General features: G+C 59.3%; 14 protein-coding genes and 1 tRNA gene. All 15 read right to left on the reverse strand.

The genetic code is table 11. The annotated features are described in order from the left end of the window. Positions 1-4: 4 nt before the first annotated feature. Complete coding sequence (locus FBY03_RS08250) at positions 5-1,171, reverse strand: acyl-CoA dehydrogenase family protein (protein ID WP_147171714.1); 1,167 nt, start codon at positions 1,169-1,171, stop codon at positions 5-7. Between the two features lie 14 nt (positions 1,172-1,185). Further along, a complete protein-coding gene (locus tag FBY03_RS08255; protein WP_147171715.1) occupies positions 1,186-1,944 on the reverse strand; it encodes an enoyl-CoA hydratase family protein in 759 nt (252 codons plus the stop codon). 25 nt (positions 1,945-1,969) lie between these two features. Beyond that, a complete protein-coding gene (locus FBY03_RS08260; RefSeq protein ID WP_147171716.1) occupies positions 1,970-3,037 on the reverse strand; it encodes a nitronate monooxygenase family protein in 1,068 nt (355 codons plus the stop codon). Then, positions 3,037-3,909 (reverse strand): enoyl-CoA hydratase, encoded by an 873-nt coding sequence (locus tag FBY03_RS08265; RefSeq protein ID WP_147171717.1) that lies wholly within the window; start codon positions 3,907-3,909, stop codon positions 3,037-3,039. The genes FBY03_RS08260 and FBY03_RS08265 overlap by 1 nt, the downstream gene beginning before the upstream one ends. A gap of 37 nt (positions 3,910-3,946) precedes the next feature. Continuing rightward, positions 3,947-4,750 (reverse strand): CoA-transferase subunit beta, encoded by an 804-nt coding sequence (locus tag FBY03_RS08270; protein ID WP_147171718.1) that lies wholly within the window; start codon positions 4,748-4,750, stop codon positions 3,947-3,949. A 12-nt stretch (positions 4,751-4,762) separates the two neighbouring features. Continuing rightward, positions 4,763-5,644 carry a CoA transferase subunit A gene (locus FBY03_RS08275; protein WP_147171719.1) on the reverse strand — a complete coding sequence of 294 codons (882 nt, stop codon included), beginning with the start codon at positions 5,642-5,644 and terminating at the stop codon, positions 4,763-4,765. Between the two features lie 11 nt (positions 5,645-5,655). Further along, on the reverse strand, positions 5,656-6,555 hold the full coding sequence (locus tag FBY03_RS08280; protein ID WP_147171720.1) for a VOC family protein: 900 nt from the start codon (positions 6,553-6,555) through the stop codon (positions 5,656-5,658). A gap of 531 nt (positions 6,556-7,086) precedes the next feature. Continuing rightward, positions 7,087-7,488 carry a type II TA system antitoxin MqsA family protein gene (locus FBY03_RS08285; RefSeq protein ID WP_147171721.1) on the reverse strand — a complete coding sequence of 134 codons (402 nt, stop codon included), beginning with the start codon at positions 7,486-7,488 and terminating at the stop codon, positions 7,087-7,089. A 2-nt stretch (positions 7,489-7,490) separates the two neighbouring features. Further along, positions 7,491-7,787: a type II toxin-antitoxin system MqsR family toxin gene (locus FBY03_RS08290; protein WP_147171722.1), complete on the reverse strand. Its 297-nt coding sequence runs from the start codon at positions 7,785-7,787 to the stop codon at positions 7,491-7,493. A gap of 183 nt (positions 7,788-7,970) precedes the next feature. Next, positions 7,971-8,714, reverse strand: coding sequence for a hypothetical protein (locus tag FBY03_RS08295; protein WP_147171723.1), 744 nt, complete (start codon positions 8,712-8,714; stop codon positions 7,971-7,973). A 247-nt stretch (positions 8,715-8,961) separates the two neighbouring features. Further along, positions 8,962-10,032: a serine/threonine-protein kinase gene (locus FBY03_RS08300; protein ID WP_147171724.1), complete on the reverse strand. Its 1,071-nt coding sequence runs from the start codon at positions 10,030-10,032 to the stop codon at positions 8,962-8,964. Further along, positions 10,029-11,180: a serine/threonine-protein kinase gene (locus FBY03_RS08305; RefSeq protein WP_256677892.1), complete on the reverse strand. Its 1,152-nt coding sequence runs from the start codon at positions 11,178-11,180 to the stop codon at positions 10,029-10,031. Before FBY03_RS08305 ends, FBY03_RS08300 begins: the two co-directional genes overlap by 4 nt. After that, positions 11,119-12,249 carry a PP2C family serine/threonine-protein phosphatase gene (locus FBY03_RS08310; RefSeq protein WP_178090600.1) on the reverse strand — a complete coding sequence of 377 codons (1,131 nt, stop codon included), beginning with the start codon at positions 12,247-12,249 and terminating at the stop codon, positions 11,119-11,121. The genes FBY03_RS08305 and FBY03_RS08310 overlap by 62 nt, the downstream gene beginning before the upstream one ends. A gap of 464 nt (positions 12,250-12,713) precedes the next feature. Next, a tRNA-Ser gene (locus FBY03_RS08315) sits at positions 12,714-12,803 on the reverse strand. A 192-nt stretch (positions 12,804-12,995) separates the two neighbouring features. Further along, positions 12,996-13,865 (reverse strand): phosphoribosylaminoimidazolesuccinocarboxamide synthase, encoded by an 870-nt coding sequence (locus tag FBY03_RS08320; protein WP_147171726.1) that lies wholly within the window; start codon positions 13,863-13,865, stop codon positions 12,996-12,998. Positions 13,866-13,884: the final 19 nt, after the last annotated feature.

Raw genomic sequence — 13,884 nt, forward strand, 5'->3', positions numbered from 1 at the left:
CTCCTCAGGCGCGCGGCATGCCGAGCATGCGTTCGGCGATGATGTTGCGCTGGATTTCGTTGGTACCGGCGTAGATCGGCCCGGCCTGGGCGAACAGGAAGCCGTCCAGCCAGTGGCCGACTTCGCCGGCGTCCGGCGCCTCGGGCAGCAGCTCGCCGCGCAGGCCGAGGATGCTCATGGCGGTCTCGTGCATGCGCTGGTCCAGTTCCGACCAGAAGATCTTGTTGGTCGAGGATTCCGGGCCAATCTTGCCGCCCTTGCCCAGACTCGAGGCGGTCATATAGGTGGCCAGGGTGTAGGCCTCGGCATCCAGGTAGGCGCGCATCACCGCCTCGCCGATGGCCGGGTCCTGGTCGGCCTGCTCGCGGTTGGCCAGGTACAGCTCGACCAGGCGTCGCGCGGTTTCCTGGAAACGCGCCGGCGAGCGCAGCATCAGGCCGCGTTCAAAGCCGGCGGTGGACATCGCCACATGCCAGCCACGGCCCTCGCCGCCGAGCACGTTGGCCGCAGGCACCTCGACGTCGTCGAAGAAGATCTCGGCGAAGCCCGGCAGGCCGTTGAGCTGGGCGATCGGCCGCACGCTGATGCCCGGGCTGTTCAGCGGCAGGAGGATGAAGGTCAGGCCGTGGTGACGGCTGGACTGCGGGTCGGTGCGGAAGATGCCGAACAGCCAGTCGGCCCACACCGCGCGGGTCGACCAGGTCTTCTGGCCGTTGAGCACGTATTTATCGCCGACCCGCTCGGCGCGGGCTCTGATCGCCGCCATGTCGGAGCCGGCACCCGGCTCGGACCAGCCCTGGGCCCAGATGTCTTCACCGGTGGCCATGCGCGGCAGGAAACGCGCCTTCTGCTCCTCGGTGCCGAACTCCATCAGAGTCGGGCCGAGCAGGAAGATGCCATTCTGATTGACCCGCGCCGGGGCGCCGGCGCGGTAATACTCTTCCTCGAAGATCAGCCACTCGATCAGGTCGCAACCGCGCCCGCCGAGTTCGCTCGGCCAGGTCACCATGCCCCAGCGCCCCTGATTGAGGGTGGCCTCCCAGGCACGGTGCTGAGCGAAGCCCGCCTCGGTATCGAAGGATTGCAGCGGCTCGCGCGGCACGTTGGCGGCCAGCCAGGCGCGCACCTCGGCGCGGAAGGCCTGCTGGCTCTCGGTATAGCTAAGGTCCATAGCGTTCTGTCCTGTCAGCCGTTGAACTGGGCGCTGCGTTTTTCCACGAAGGAATCGCGCGCCTCCTGGGAATCCAGCGAGCGGTAGGCCTCGAGGGTGAAGCCCTGCTCCCAGCGGTATTTGTCTTCCAGGTTGCCGTCCTCGATGCCGCTCAGCGCCTCCTTGGCCAGGGCGATCATCGCCGGGCTCTTGGCGGCTATCTGCCGGGCGATGCACAGCGCCGCCTCGCGCAGTTGCTCGCGCGGCACCACCCGCTCCACCGCGCCCAGGCGATAGGCCTCGGCGGCGTCGATCATCTCGCCGGTGAAGTACATGTGACGCACCTTCTGCACCGGGAACAGGCGCTGCAGGTGCGCGCCGCCGCCCATGGCGCCACGGTCCACCTCGGGCACGCCGAAGGTGGCGCACTCGGAAGCGACCAGGATGTCGGCCGCGCCGCAGATGCCTATGCCGCCGCCGAGGACGAAGCCGTGCACCGCGACTATCACCGGCTTGGGATTGCGGTGGATGGCCTTGAAGCTGTCGTAGTTGCCCTTGTTCACCGCGACGATCAGGTTGCCGTCGGCGGCCAGTTCCTTGATATCCACGCCGGCGCAGAAGCCACGCCCCTCGGCGCGGATCAGGATCACCCGCACGCTGGCGTCGCGGCCGAGGTCCTCGATCTGGCGGGCGATGGCCGCCCAGCCCTGGCAGTCGAAGGCGTTGACCGGCGGGCGGTCGAACACCAGCTCGGCGATGCCGTTGTCGATGCTGACGCTAAAGGGATTGCTCATAGGGGGTCCTTTCAGGAAATTCTGTTCAGGAGGCTCGGCGGCACAGCTCGGCCAGGCGCGCTTCGGCTTCCCGGACGATCTGGCCAATCAATTCTGCGCAGCTGGGCAGGCTGTCGATGCTCGCGGCGACCTGCCCGGCGGGCAGCACGCCCAGTTGCGGCTGGCCTTCGACCATGGCCTTCTGGATCACCATGGGCGCGTTGGCCGCCATCAGCGTCTGCGCCGCACTCAGCTCGCCGGCACCGCGCAGCTTCAGCGCGCTGCCGAGTAACTGGGCCAGGCTGGCGCCGCTGTACCGGCGGTAAGCCAGGGCACTCTGCAGCGCCAGCAGCAGGCGTTTGAGACCGCCCGAGCGTTCCAGCTGGTCGAGCAATTCGTTGCGGATCATCCGCTGCGGCATGCCATCGATGGCGCGGCTGATGATGATCGCCGCCGGGTCGCGCACCGCCAGGTAGCGCGCCAGGGTCGCTGGCGGCACCGGGCTGTCGCTGCTCATCAGAAAACGCGTGCCCATGGCGATGCCGGCGGCGCCGTAGGCCAGGGCCGCGACCAGGCCGCGCCCGTCCTTGAAACCACCGGCCGCCACCACCGGCACCTGCACCGCGTCCACCACCTGGGCCAGCAGCAGGGCAGTCGGCACCGAGCCGGTATGCCCGCCACCCTCGCCGCCCTGGATGGTCACCGCATCGGCGCCCATCTCCACGGCCTTGACCGCGTGCTTGAGGGCGCCGACCGTAGGGATGCAGACCACTCCGGCGTCCTTCAGGCGGCCGATCATCTGCTTGCCCGGCGAGCGGCTGTAGCTGACCGCCTTGACCTTGTGGCGCAGCACCAACTCGACGATGTCGCCGGCGTTAGCCTGGTACATATGGAAATTCACCCCGAACGGCGCGTCGCTGAGCGCCTGGGTCTCGAGGATCGCCGCCTCCATCCGCTGCGGCTCGATGGTGGCGCCGGCGAGGAAGCCGAAACCGCCGGCATTGCCGGTGGCCGCCACCAGTTTCGGCTCGGCGACCCAGCCCATGGCGGTCTGGATGATCGGGTAGCGGCAGCCGAGCAGCTCGGTCAGACGGGTATTCAGGGCCATCGCCATCAGGCCTCCGCCGGTTTGCGCTGGGAGCTGGCCATGGCCTTGGCGTCGTAGCCGCCGAGACGGTCGCCGGAGACCAGTTCGTTGTGCGCGTGGGCGAAGTGGTGCAGACCGAACACCATGTCCATGGTGGCGCGCTTGCCCATCAGGTCCTCGGCGTTGTTCACCGCCTGCTTGCTCAGTTGCAGGCCGAGGCGCGGCATCTGCGCGATGCGCCGGGCCATGTCCAGGGTCACGTCCTCCAGCACATCGCGCGGCACCACCTTGTTGAGCATGCCCATCTGCTGGGCCCGCGCGGCCGGCATGCGCTCGCCGAGAAAGAGCAACTCCTTGGCGATGCGCGGGTTGAGTTCGTGCACGTGGGCGAAGTATTCAACCCCGGGAATGCCCATGCGCACCACCGGGTCGGCGTAGTAGGAATCGTCCGAGGCGACGATCAGGTCGCAGACCCAGGCCAGCATCAGGCCGCCGGCGATGCAGGCGCCCTGGACCATGGCGATGGTCGGCTTGGGCATCTCGCGCCAGCGCCGGCACATGCCGAGGTAGACCTCCTGCTCGCGGGCATAGAGGAACTCACCGCCGGGCTTGCCCACGTGGTCGTACCAGAGGCTGGCGCGCTCGAAGCTCTGGTTGACGTCACGCCCCGGTGTGCCGATGTCGTGGCCGGCGGAAAAATGCTTACCGGCGCCGCGCAGCACTATGACCTTGACCGCGTCGTCATCGCAGGCGCGGCGGAAGGCGGCGTCCAGCGCATAGGTCATCTGCGAGTTCTGCGCGTTGTGGTACTCGGGGCGGTTCATGGTGACCAGGGCCACCGCATCGCGCACCTCGTAGAGCACCACCTGGCTGTCGTCTTGCGGGTTCAGTTCGCTCATCTTCTGTTTCTCCGGCAGGCGGGACTGCGTGTGGCCGTCAGCGCGGGCTGCGCTCGCCCGGCGGGTTGTCTTTCAATTGACTGGCGCGCAGGTTGTGCGGGTCGAGTTGCTGGATCAGCAGCAACTGCTCGACGCTGGGCGCGGCGGTGGTGGGGATCGCCTCCGGCACATGCAGAGCGAAGCCGGTGTTGTCCTGCACCTCATCCACAGTCACGCCCGGGTGCAGCGAGCGGATGCGCAGCTGCCGGTCGGGGCCCTGGAAGTCCAGCACGCACAGGTCGGTGACGATCAGGCGGATATCGATCTCGTCCAGCGACCAGCCACGCGCCAGACGCGCCGGGTTGTAGCCGACCGAGGCGACCATATCCACCTCGCCCTCGACGAATACCCGGCGGTTGTGGCTGGGCACGAAGAATGAGTTGGCGTGGCTGATGGAGTTGCCGGGAAAGCCGCGCACCCCGAGCATCTGCGCCTTGGGCTTGGCGTAGGCGCCGATGCAGCTGATGTTGGCCTGGCCGAAGCGGTCGATCTGGGTCGGGCCGACCAGGGCATGGCGCTTGCCGCCCCAGACGTTGTCGAAGATCCGCGAGAAGCCCATCCAGCTGTCGAGCTTGGGCTGGTAGCCGTTGCGCGCGCCGAGCGGTACCGGCTCGGCGACCATATAGGCCTCGGAGTCGGTCATCAGCAGCGCGGGGTTGCTGCTGAGCATGCTCAGCGAGGCGGCCAGACGCGGAATCACGCCGATGCCGCTGGCCAGCACCTCACCGTCGTCGCGCCAGCATTCGGCGGCGGCGCAGATCAGCAGTTCGGCCAGGCTGTAAGTCGTGGTACTAGGGGTCATCTTGAGCCTCGATTAGAAAACCGGCAGGGGGAGCTGGTGAATCGCGGCCAGGCCGCCGACCCGTTCCAGGTACTGCTCATGGCTGCAGTGCACGAACTGCTCGGCATAGGCCTGCCAGCCGTCCGCCTGCTGGGCCGAGGCGTTGTAAGCCTTGAAGTGGGCGACATCGAAGCCATACAAGGGCGCGCAGGAACTCGGGTGGGCACCGCCCGGCACGTGCACCACGGCGCTGGTCTGATTGCGCTCCCAGAACACCTGGCGCGCCTGTTCCGGGTGGGCGTGGAAATAGCCGCTGTCGACCAGTTCGTCGCAACTGACGTAGGCGCGCTCGGCGGCGCGCACGAACAGGTCGTCCATGTAGTGGTCCGGGCCCTGGATCTGGCAGACGCCGCGCGGGTCGGCGCGGTCGACGTGGACCAGCGCCGCATCCAGCTTGAGCGCCGGCATGGCCAGCCAGTCCTTGCCGTCGGCATAGGGCGAAGCGATCAGCTTCAGCTGCGGGTTGTGGGTCAGCACGTCGGTACCCAGGCCCACCGCGGTGGGGATGAACGGCACGCCCATGGCGGCGGCGCGCAGACCGAGCAGGAGCATGCCCTCGTCGATCTCCATCACCTCGATGGCGCCGTCCTGGCGGGCCTTGCGGAAGTACGGCTCGAGCGGGATGAAATCCAGCGAGACGAAGGCGAACACCAGCTTCTTGATCTTGCCGGCGGCGCACAGCATGCCGACGTCGGCGCCGCCGTAGGCGACCACTGTCAGGTCTTTCAGCTCGGAGCGGAGGATCTCGCGCACCAGCGCCATCGGCTTGCGCCGCGGGCCCCAGCCGCCGATGCCGATGCACATGCCGTCGCGCAACTGGCCGACGATCTCGGCCGTGGTCATACGTTTATCCATGCTGTGCGTCCTCATTGGCGGCCCACGCTGAAGTCATGACCCCAGTGGCTGACCACAGTGCTCTCGAACGGCGTGTGCTGGTCCCAGTCGACCACCAGGCCGTCGTAGCCGTACTCCAGGTCGAAGCCGGACGGGGTCTGCATGTAGAAGGAGACCATCTGGTCGTTGGTGTGCTGGCCAAGGGTGGCGGACAGCTTGACGCCGGCGGCCTGCATGCGGTCGAGGGCGCGGCCGACCTCATCGAGGCCATTGACCTCGACCATCATGTGCACGCAACCGTGTGGCATCGGGCACTCGAAGATCGCCAGGGAGTGGTGGCGGCCGTTGTTGCAGTGCATAAAGTGAATGCGCTTCTCCGGCTCGGCCGGATCGGCGCTAAAGCGCACCTTCATCAAATCGGACAAACCGAAGCCCAGCACCCGCTCGTAGAAGTCGCGGCAGCGCTCGAAGCTCGGCGCCGGCAGCACCACATGGCCCATGCCCAGGTCGCTGGTGACGAAGCCCTTGACCCCGACCGGCGAGACGAAGCGGGCGAAGTCCTGGCGCGGGCCCCAGAACAGTTCGTGACGGTTACCGTCCGGGTCCTTGAAACAGGCCAGCTCCTGCACCTTGCGCACCTCGGCCTGCACCGCGCTGCCGCGCTGCACCGGCACGTCGGCCTGCGCCAGCTCGACCAGTGCCTGTTCGAAGGCGGCCTTGCCGGCCAGCTCCCAACCGCAGGCGCCATAGCCATCCTGGGTGCTCTTCTCCACCAGGATGCGGTAGGGGCGCTCGTCCATCTTCAGGTACAGCAACTCATCCGCCTGCGGGCCGGCGGCGGCCATCATGCCCAGCACCTGCGTGGCGTAGTCGCGCCAGCGCTTCAAGTCGCTGGACAACACGGTGACGTAACCCAGACCACGGATATCCATGGGCGCTCTCCTCGTTGCACTAAGACTCGACCCACCCGCGGCGCAATGCCGGGGGAGGCCCTATGGAGAGCGATTTAATAGCCTTGGGGCGCGAGCAACATCGTCCGTTGGGACTAGCGGAAAAGTGTGGCGTCGAGAAGCCCGGCCAGGCATGCACCTGCTGCAACCAAGCTGAATAAGCCAGGCTTATTGCTCACCCGGCACAAGGTGCGTGCGGCGAAGAACTACTGGCCGGAAGACAATAGGGGTTCAGACCCGGCAGGACTCGCCGCGCTTCTCGCAGGAGGCCATGGGCGAACGCAGCTGGGGGAATAGAGGAGTGTCACCGGAAGTCATTACCCAAAACGAAAAGCCCCTGAAACTCTAATAATTTCAGGGGCTTAAACGTTCGATATGGCGGGAAGATAGGGATTTGAACCCTTCTTTTTCGGTGTCGATCCGTCGCTAACCGTTGCAATACGGGGCTTCCGCCCTCCCCTCCGTGTCGATTTGTTGCTATTCAGCACAGTGTTTTCGACACTTTATCGACACTCAGCCTGCACGCAGCTCGTTGATCAACTCAGGGTGGCGACCCAGTATCTTGAACAGTTGCACCAAAGGCTGAGGGGCTTCCGTGCTGCCTCGTTCGTAACGAGAAAACGCATTAGGTCCACCGCCGAACAGCTCGGCCGCCTCGCGCTGGCTCAAGTGCAATTGCTTGCGCACACTGCGAATCAGCTCTTGATTTCCGGCCTGGGCGTTAACCTGTTGACGGAACTCGTTCATGGCACGCATAACGCGCTCGCTTTCAGCAGGCCCAGTCAGGGACTCACCACACGCATCGCACCAGTCAGCCGTTACGGCGGTAATTTGGGTGGTTTGGCCCTTGTAGGTGAAGGGCATATCGCGGGTGTCGTGGACCAGTTCCGCCCCGCTGCATACTGGACATTTCATGGTCACTTCTCCTTAAAGGAAACGATCAGCAGATCGGCCACCAGCGTGAACTTCAGATACACCTGCCCGAACTCGGTTTCGGGTCGGTAAACGTCCTGCCAGTTAGTATGATCCGCATAGGTTGTCATGCTCTTGAAAAAGTCGCGGCTGGTCAGGGCATCGATCACGGCCAGCATATCGGCCACCTCCATACCCAGCTCAGCGCCCCCTTCAAGGGCCACGCGGGTGAAGCGATAACGCTGCTCGGCTACGGCCTGCTTCACCAGCTCCAGCTTGTAATGGGGTTTGCGTTTTTCCATACAGCACAAAATAACCTTTTAGGTTAATTTATTCAAGGCGGATTCACATGGAAAATGACGTACGCACGCAACTGCGCGACCAGCTTCTCTCAGGGGCTGCAACCAGCCCCACGGTGCCGGTTGATCGTCAATATTTTGCAAGCCTTCGCCGCCGAGTACAGCAGGCCAAACCCGCCGTAAGGCCTACCCCATCGGGCTAAAACTGCTCGCCGCTGAGCAATAGCGCTGCTTCATACGATCACTATGATCTTTACGGTCATTATCGTAGCGGGCTCGCCATGTTCTGCATTCTTCGTGATAGTGCTGCTTAGCGGCCTTGCGACACTCTCTGTAGTCGATTGAGCCTTTACGGTGGTTGGCGCACACGCTGCTACTGTCGATGTAGTTATTAACGGCCACCCACTCTGCTAAGTAGTTCGAGCCACCATTCCAGCTCTTGATCCACTTCGAAGTTCGCTCACGTTGCACTCGGCGTGGTTGTGGTTGCTCACGCTGGCGAGTTTCGGCTTGTTGGTAACTGGGCGGACTGTAGGTGTTTTCAGGCTGTTTGGGCCTGTAATTGTTATCGTTAAACCTGTTCTGCGCACGCTGGGTCGCGATGGTTTCCATCCGTTCAAACCACTCAATCTCAGCTTTGCTAATTGGCGGCTGAGCAACCTGCTGTACAGGTTCAAGTGACAGGGATGGTAATCGGATTGGCGCAGCAGGTTCGCTGTACGCCTGGGTTGGCTGCTCGCTGAATAGCGGTTGACCGCCAACGCGGATGGCCTGCTTAAGCTGGTTAACATCGATCACGATTGGCTGAGCAAATAGCGCGATCAGCCCCCATGTGATCGCAGCACCAACGCCGAGGGTGATCACAGTACGCCAAGGGGATTGCCTCTTGCTGCGAAGATAGTCTGGCGCGTCGTCCCAGTCAGTTTTCATAATCGCATCCCTGCTCTCCCTTTAAGGTCAGAAAATAAATCCGACCCCTTTTAACTCTAGAACATGTCCGATTGAGCAATGCACCTCGGAGAAGCGGGAACGATATTTTAATTTTCCGACGCGCTGTCAGGCTAGCCACTTACCACCAGCTAAGCGATATTGCTACCCCGAAGCCCATTAAAATTCACGCGGTTCCCATATAACTGTATCCACTGATATCAAAGCCTACAGGCTATAAGTGGAATCATCAATTCTTAAGTCTAACTACCGGCAACGCCCTATCCGCACCCCCTCCAACATATCTGGAAAACATGACCTCCTCCCCAACTGCCGGCAAAGCTCCGTAGACGCAATTTCTATGATAGAAAACATCTCCGCTTAGCGTTTTAATAAAACCAAAAGCACTAAATTGAAAATCACGCACAACCCCCCGAAACCTAGGCGATGACGTATAGCAAAGCTCGCTACACCTCGAGACCAACTGATCTCCCGTAGGACGATCCTGCGGATTTTTCTTCAAGCATGAAATTGCCAGCCCCATCAACTCACTCGCCAATGGAGAAAATTGAGGATTTGAACTTAGAAATACAGGAATAGCCGGCGGCTGCGCAGCAATAATCTGAGGAACTGCCTTCAAGCCCTGACCAAATGGATAGTTACCGGATAGCAAGTGGTACATCATGGCACCTATCGACCAGATATCAGCAGGCGCACCAACCTCCTTAGGCGTTTCAATCGCTTCAGGAGCCATATATGGAAGTGCTCCAACTGCAGTCTGAGAACTTGTCATGCTGGCATCACCCCCCTCCACTGCTTCTAGCAACTCTTCACCGGCCATCTTTGCGATACCAAAATCCGTGACTTTTAGCTCACTCAATGAATAATCACCAACAACCATGATATTTGTTGGTTTTAGATCACGATGAATAACACCAGCATGATGTGCCGCTGCCACCCCTTTAGCCAAATGATGAAAAACCTTAGCCGCCAAATATGGATCAAGAAAATCCGCACTTACTAGTAACGCGGCCTTCAAATCCTTCCCTTCAATCAATTCCTCAATTAAGTACCGCCGCTCGCCTTCTCTTACATAATCCAGCGTTTTAGCGACATTAGGATGGTTAACCTTCGCCGCCACGACTGCACTTCGACGAAAGCGCTTTGTAGCAGAGTGATTCTTAGGTGTTTTCAGCGCAACGAGCCGCTCAGTTATACGGTCTAGTGCAACATACACGTACTGCATGCCACCCTCATCCAAATAACTCCGAATCTCATAGCGACTGCCAATTACATCACCACACGTCAACGGGCCAGTCACAGAACAATCTCCGGATGAGAAAGATCGAAAGTAATATATCTTCTAAGATTTGTTTTCTCAGGCGCCCCAAGAGCTACAACGCACGCACCGGGAAGCTTTTCACCAACGACAGCTCGGCGATTATTCACAAAAACATCGCCACTCTGACGCTGAATCAAAAAACTGAAGCCATCATAACTAATCCCGACCTCCCCCATCGACGGGAGACGGAGATTTACAGTTCGATTGTTTGAGTCCAGATAAGAGGCCTTTCCATTGAATACAACAAGCGCCTTATGACGGTCAAAGAGCAAGTGCTTAGCTAATACATCGCGCACATTTTTCATTAATGGCCTCTTCCCTGGGTCCATATCAAGGCAAGAGTTCAACACATCAGCAACCTCACCAGCCAGTGCAAAAGGGAGCTTAGCGAAGTAATTCTCAGCTAAAGCAATTGGAGGCTGACACAATAACTCCCCGGGCAAGTCACGCAAGCCGATGTACAAGGCGGAACTACCAAACGCAAAAACATCAACCGCAGCAGTGAATTTCGCATCGTGCTGATAAAGCTCTGGAGCAGCGAATCCTCGAGTACCAATAAAACCCACTGTCGCTGCACTAATCCCCTCATCGCGAGCAAGACCAAAATCAAATATCTTGATCAACCCCTCTGGGTCCATCTTCATATTATTCGGCTTTATATCTCGATGAATCACATCCAAAGCATGGATATCAGAAATCCCTGAAGCAATCTGCCAGACCATCTTCAGATATTCTGCAGCAGAACCAGGAACTAGCGCATCATCAAAAAGATCTTTACCATCGATAAACTCTTGAACAATAGCGAGATCATCAACTTCTATAGCGAGATCATCAACTTTTATTTTCAGAATATCGTACACCTGAACTACATGCTTGGAGCGCATCTTCAGTAAAGCACTAATTTCGTCGAGAACCCGACGCCTATTTGCACTTCCCGGCATAATTTTTATCGCCACATCCCGTTCTAAAACAGTGTCCTTACAAGGCAATACTCTTGCCATGCCACCGACATAAGATTTTCCATAAAACTCATAGCGATCAGCAATTAACATCAGTGTAAGCCTTTCATTTGTTTTTGTTCGGGAATTCCATAAACAATTGCGGAGCATCTTTTTCAGGTGCTTCATCCAATGCTTTGTTCTTTTGGGATACCGACGACTTAGCCTTAACAATCCTTTTCACACGACGATCTTTAGAGGAGTCATCCGCTCCAGCAGCCTGAGCAGCCTCATCCAACTCAATCTTGCTGGGAACACGTTGCACTTTCAAAACTTCTTGCCTTAGACCACGAGCCGAGACATCAATCTTCACGTCAAAGAGCATTTGGAGTTCACCAAACGCATCCCAAACATCTAACCTTGGATAACCCGGAAAACTCTCTAGCTCGGAATCAGACGTAAAGGAAATCATCGCCACCGTAGCATTGTCATGTCCACCACACCACTTAGCCAACTCAATGAGTCGCTTGGCGCATGATCCAGCGTCAGGAGAGTTGACAACAATTCTTCCTAACCAACCGGGAGATGGTGCTAGATAATGAACTCCATCCGTAGTTAAAACCACAGCATCGACCTGCTCACCATTGAAATCATCAATATGAGGCTCTAAGTCGTCACCACCCATACCGATAAATTGAAGCAACTTCGACTGATCGGCACTAGCATCAGCGCTTTTGCCAAGCTGACCAGCAATAGTGTCATCCACAGATACCTGCACTAGATCCTTACCAGCCAAACGATAGACTCGACTATCACCTACGCTTAGCCAGTGGACTGGCCGCCCCTGATGGATCAACACCGCCACCAACGTGGCTCCTCCCTCGCCCCGAAATTTGGAGTAAACAGCATTATTTGCAGCGTGAACGGCACGACGCATCCACTCGTCAGTGTGGTCAGATGCACTCTGGGCATATTGGTTTAGAGCTACCAGAAAAGTACCTAGCGACAAGGCCGCACATTCAGCACCATTTCGCATTCCACCCATGCCATCAACCACGGCGGCAACTACAAACTCTTCTCCATGGCTGTCCCAGCCTCGAGCAATTGCCACACGATCTTGGTTTTCGCTCCGAACGTTACCAATTTCACTCGCAACAGCGGCTGCAAGGGACAAGATGCGGCGAACGCCCGTCGGTGCAGTTCTTCGCGACAACCACGCTGTTAACCGGCTTTCAAGTGGCGTGTTCAAGTAATTCATATTGGCCTGTTCTACATGCTTGCTTTCACATCGCATAGCCTAGCGAGCTTACTAGATTTAAGCTCACTACCATTGCAACCGAATTAGTCTGATACACCTAGATCATACACAAGTCAGGGAGCTTGAAAGCGGCACATCCCAAAATTCAAGCAGCAGGCAACGAACAAGAAAAGCAGAGAGAATGGAAGCAGACCACACTAGAATTCGAATGCAGCCAACTACAAGATACGAGAAATCCGTAGACCCACCCAGAGACTAAGACGGGAACCAGACCACGCTGGAAAGGTAGCTCGATACATCAGGCATAACCCTTACAGAATATGCGTGATTTACCAAGCAGGCCACGCCCTCCCTCTGCCCCCAAAAAATGGATACCTGCGAAGAGAACGATACGTACAAAGGATACGTACAACCAGAAAAGAAAAAGCCCCGTAACTCATTGAATTACAGGGCTTTTCTATATATGGCGGGAAGATAGGGATTTGAACCCTAGGTGCTATCGCTAACACAACGGATTTCGAATCCGTCCCGTTCGGCCACTCCGGCATCTTCCCGTGGCGGCGCGCATGATAGCAGCTGAAGCGCGTTTGGCGAACCCCAGTTTGAAAACTTTTCACATGCTTTCAGATGCTTGCGGCCGAGGCGGGGCTACAGCAGGCGTACCGCCCCTACTCCACCGTCCAGCCCAGATACGCAAAGAGGCACCGAAGTGCCTCTTTGCGTTGCGTTAGCCGTCTCGGTGCACGTTAGACGGTCAAGCGGGTCAGCGCCTCGCGGTATTTGTCGGAGGTCTTCTGCGCGACCTCAGCCGGCACTGCCGGGGCCGGCGCTTGCTTGTTCCAGCCGGTGGATTCCAGCCAGTCGCGCACGAACTGCTTGTCGAAGCTTGGCGGGTTTTTTCCTTCGACATAGCTGTCGGCCGGCCAGAAGCGGCTGGAGTCGGGGGTCAGCACTTCGTCCATCAGGGTCAGGGTGCCGTCTTGGTCCAGGCCGAACTCGAACTTGGTGTCGGCGATAATGATGCCGCGCGTCGCCGCATAGGCGACTGCCGCGCTATACAGGGCGATGGCCGTGTCACGCACCTTGGCAGCCAGCTCCGCACCGATAATCGACTCGCACTGGGCGAAGGAAATGTTCTCGTCGTGGTCGCCAACGGCGGCCTTGGTCGACGGCGTGAAGATCGGCTGCGGCAGCTTGGAGGCCTCTTGCAGGCCGGCGGGCAGCTGAATGCCGCAGACGGTGCCGCTCTTCTGGTATTCCTTCCAGCCGGAGCCGGCGATGTAACCGCGCACGATGGCCTCGATCGCTACTGGCTTGAGGCGCTTGGCAACCACCGCACGGCCTTCTACCAGCGGCAGCTCGGCGGCTGACACTACGTCTTCAACGGTGTCGCCGGTGAAGTGGTTGGGCACCACGCCGGCGAGCTTGTCGAACCAGAAGTTGGAGATGGCGGTGAGTATCTTGCCTTTGTCTGGAATCGGCTCTGCGAGGATCACGTCGAACGCCGAGAGGCGGTCGGTGGCGACCATCAGCATGCGCTTGTCATCGATTTCATAGAGGTCGCGGACTTTTCCCGAATAGATCTTCTTCAGGCTCAGGGTCGCAGGAGTGGTCATGTCGGGAATTCCGCCTTTA

It is taken from the genome of Pseudomonas sp. SJZ079, assembly GCF_007993865.1.
In the GTDB taxonomy this organism is placed as follows: domain Bacteria; phylum Pseudomonadota; class Gammaproteobacteria; order Pseudomonadales; family Pseudomonadaceae; genus Aquipseudomonas.

Bases quoted from the DNA above. Each gene is read 5' to 3' on its own strand.
- FBY03_RS08255 (WP_147171715.1), bottom strand. From the start codon at position 1,944: ATGAGCAATCCCTTTAGCGTCAGCATCGACAACGGCATCGCCGAGCTG.
- FBY03_RS08295 (WP_147171723.1), bottom strand. From the start codon at position 8,714: ATGAAAACTGACTGGGACGACGCGCCAGACTATCTTCGCAGCAAGAGG.
- FBY03_RS08285 (WP_147171721.1), bottom strand. From the start codon at position 7,488: ATGAAATGTCCAGTATGCAGCGGGGCGGAACTGGTCCACGACACCCGC.
- FBY03_RS08250 (WP_147171714.1), bottom strand. From the start codon at position 1,171: ATGGACCTTAGCTATACCGAGAGCCAGCAGGCCTTCCGCGCCGAGGTG.
- FBY03_RS08290 (WP_147171722.1), bottom strand. From the start codon at position 7,787: ATGGAAAAACGCAAACCCCATTACAAGCTGGAGCTGGTGAAGCAGGCC.
- FBY03_RS08280 (WP_147171720.1), bottom strand. From the start codon at position 6,555: ATGGATATCCGTGGTCTGGGTTACGTCACCGTGTTGTCCAGCGACTTG.
- FBY03_RS08305 (WP_256677892.1), bottom strand. From the start codon at position 11,180: ATGAAGCACCTGAAAAAGATGCTCCGCAATTGTTTATGGAATTCCCGA.
- FBY03_RS08260 (WP_147171716.1), bottom strand. From the start codon at position 3,037: ATGGCGATGGCCCTGAATACCCGTCTGACCGAGCTGCTCGGCTGCCGC.
- FBY03_RS08320 (WP_147171726.1), bottom strand. From the start codon at position 13,865: ATGACCACTCCTGCGACCCTGAGCCTGAAGAAGATCTATTCGGGAAAA.
- FBY03_RS08275 (WP_147171719.1), bottom strand. From the start codon at position 5,644: ATGGATAAACGTATGACCACGGCCGAGATCGTCGGCCAGTTGCGCGAC.
- FBY03_RS08265 (WP_147171717.1), bottom strand. From the start codon at position 3,909: ATGAGCGAACTGAACCCGCAAGACGACAGCCAGGTGGTGCTCTACGAG.
- FBY03_RS08270 (WP_147171718.1), bottom strand. From the start codon at position 4,750: ATGACCCCTAGTACCACGACTTACAGCCTGGCCGAACTGCTGATCTGC.
- FBY03_RS08310 (WP_178090600.1), bottom strand. From the start codon at position 12,249: ATGAATTACTTGAACACGCCACTTGAAAGCCGGTTAACAGCGTGGTTG.